This window comes from Pseudoflavonifractor capillosus, assembly GCF_016902575.1.
In the GTDB taxonomy this organism is placed as follows: Bacteria; Bacillota; Clostridia; order Oscillospirales; family Oscillospiraceae; genus Enterenecus; species Enterenecus capillosus_A.
The window spans coordinates 1-2503 of sequence record NZ_JACSNZ010000089.1 but is presented as its reverse complement, the minus strand read 5'-3'; the positions used below and the strand labels follow the sequence as shown (position 1 = coordinate 2503).

Here is a 2503-nt window from a genome sequence, read left to right as displayed (position 1 = left end):
TTTCATATAGTCGTTCATGTGTGCCGCCTCCTTATCAGCAACACACAATACCGAACAATGAAGAGAATAGCCAGCGGATTTCACCACAATTATCAAACTGTTATCATTTCCTCGGGGCGGTTTCTTTGGTGACAGTGTGCTATTTTAGACGTTGTGGTTACCATCCATACTCACATTACCTCAGCTCAGCTGCTCCTCCTCGTGGCCAACCGAGAGTATTTTTATCTTTGTATCGCAACACAGATTTTTACACGCTCACATAGATCACACGGACTTCTGGAAGTCCAGCACTTCCTTGAAGCTGATGCGTCCGTTGGTGCTGTTCACCTCCCGCACACTTCGGCCACGCATGAGTTCATAGATCCGCTGGTCCATGTCGGTGTCCGATGCCAGGATGTGATTGCAGAGATTTTGTTCTACCGCTACCTTGTAGAGTTGTCTGCCCATGCGCTGTGCGAAGTCATCCATGATACCGATGAGTATGGTGGAGAGCACCTCGGGCAGGAAGGCACCGGCATGCTTGGTGTTCAGATAGCCTAGATAGAACTCCACGGCTTTTTCGATGAACTCGCTCTGGCTTTTGCAATTATCGCTTCGGTAAGTGTCCTCAATTTTCCCTCTCACAGAGGGGGTGAAAAAGACGGTTGTTTTCTGTTTTCCTTTGACCATAATTAGTCTCCTTTCGCTTCGAAATTATCTTGAATTCTTTGGGACTGTAAGGCTCGTCCCCAACAGAGCGTTCCTCCCCAGATTTTTTGCCGAAAGGAACGCCCTTTGAAAAGCCTGAAACTGCCTGCACTGCGGGCAGTTGTGGCCGACACGGCGCACAAGGAGCGTCGTGTCTTTCCCCTGCTTCTAGTTAGTCCAGGCCCCATATCCACCATTTTCGTCCCAAAGGGGGGGAATTTGCCTCTCCTTTGCCTGAGCGGGGCAGGGCGCCTTCCCCAGCCCTGCAATTGCCCACACAGCCCCTCACAGCGGGAAACACGGGGCTTTCTCTGGTTTTGTCCCAGGCGTTTTTGCGCCTGCTGCCACTTTTGCTGTTCCTCCAGTTGGTTCATCTGCTGCTGGTAATAACAGTCCAACGTCATTTGGATTGGGAGGATGGTGTACTGGTTGTTGCCGTTCCACTTCATGCCGTGGCTGTCCAGGTAGCTGGTGTGTTCCACAGCGATGAGCTGTCTGTCTACCAGCTTTGCGACGTGCTTCATCACAGTAGCCACCGTGAGATGTACCGCTGATGCAATGGTTCGGTAGCTGGGATGGCATTGATGGGTGCGTCGATCTTCACAGTAGAGCAGATAAGCATAGACGGTGATGGCTCCGTGACCGAGATTCAGGAAGAACAATTCATTGGGCAGAGAGAAAAAATTCTTCCCGGTATTCCTGCACACTGGAACCAGCTGTTGATTCAGCAGTCCACGTTGTTTAAGTTCCGTGCGTTGCTCTGCGGCCATGTCCTTGCTCATGTGTAGCTTGGATGCGATCTCGTCCGCACTGGGTGGGACAGTTTTTTTGCCGTGGGTGTGGAGATAGCAGAGGTAGGTGAAGGTAGCAAAGGCCGGGGGCTTCAGGTTCCACTTCCAGATATCGTTGGGCAGTGGGAAGCGATGCCGTTTCGGATCACGCTGGTACAAAGACAAATTCAGTTGCGATCACCTCCTTCCGTGTGTTCCACCACCCATTGGATGAATTGCCTCCTTGGGTACCACCATGCGATTGCCGATGCGCAGCATGGGGAAGCCTGGTTCATGCATGAGTTCATAAGCACTGGATGGTGACACACCTAACACTTGTGCTACCGTTTTCGAATTGAGAAACAGTGGCAGCTCGTCGTAGTGCTTGTACATGGATTGCTTCATTTCGAATTCCCCTTTACAAAAAAGTAAGGACACCAGCGACGGTGCCGATGCCCTTCTGCTTGTATTGTGTCGGAGATTTTGTTAGACTGAGAAAAAGGTGTGACCAATTATTTTCCAGGTGGGACAATTTTTAGAGGCGGTGAAGTCCTATGAATGGAGATATCGTATTTTACATGCACGGCAGCACAATCGAATACGGTGGAACACTGTTTGATGCCGGGGAACTCACCACGGACATTTTGAACCTGGGTCCCAGGCAGTATGCCCCTCTTCATGACCATCTCCAGCACATCCAGTCCTTGGCCAAGCAGTACGAGAGTACACAGGACCGTGGCATCTGGTGGGAACTGAATGGCTGTTTGATGGACCTGCGCAGTCAGTTGAGCAAGTACCGGGTATTTCAAATCCTGCTGCAGGATGACCAGCAGCTTTTTCAGGAAGCCCAGCAGTACACCCAGCAGTTCTCCTTTCTTCCAGAGGAAGAGATAGACTGCCCCATGACAACCCCGGAGCAGTGGGAAGCTGCAGCAGCGCAGGAGGAAGAGAACCAAACCATTCCCCCACAACTTCTCATCTATCCTGGCAGCCGCAGAGAAAAATGGCTGTACTACCGCAAGCAGATCGACCGCTACCAGCGTTAC

At 51.3% G+C, this 2503-nt stretch carries 3 protein-coding genes and 1 pseudogene; 1 reads left to right on the top strand and 3 read right to left on the bottom strand.

Going from position 1 to position 2503, the window contains the following annotated elements:
* Window positions 1-264: 264 nt before the first annotated feature.
* The 3 genes and pseudogenes from H9X86_RS11845 to H9X86_RS11835 form a co-directional block, all read right to left on the bottom strand.
* Window positions 265-669: a hypothetical protein gene (locus tag H9X86_RS11845; RefSeq protein WP_204901703.1), complete on the bottom strand. Its 405-nt coding sequence runs from the start codon at window positions 667-669 to the stop codon at window positions 265-267.
* Between the two features lie 2 nt (window positions 670-671).
* On the bottom strand, window positions 672-1643 hold the full coding sequence (locus tag H9X86_RS11840; RefSeq protein WP_243416955.1) for a helix-turn-helix domain-containing protein: 972 nt from the start codon (window positions 1641-1643) through the stop codon (window positions 672-674).
* A 2-nt stretch (window positions 1644-1645) separates the two neighbouring features.
* Window positions 1646-1862 (bottom strand): annotated as a pseudogene (locus H9X86_RS11835) (helix-turn-helix transcriptional regulator).
* A gap of 149 nt (window positions 1863-2011) precedes the next feature.
* On the opposite strand from H9X86_RS11835, the gene H9X86_RS11830 reads away from it, so the two are divergent.
* Window positions 2012-2503: hypothetical protein (locus tag H9X86_RS11830; RefSeq protein ID WP_204901702.1), on the top strand; the 492-nt coding region annotated here is incomplete at its 3' end.

Coding starts and splice junctions, on each gene's coding strand:
- H9X86_RS11845 (WP_204901703.1), bottom strand. CDS start 669: ATGGTCAAAGGAAAACAGAAAACAACCGTCTTTTTCACCCCCTCTGTG.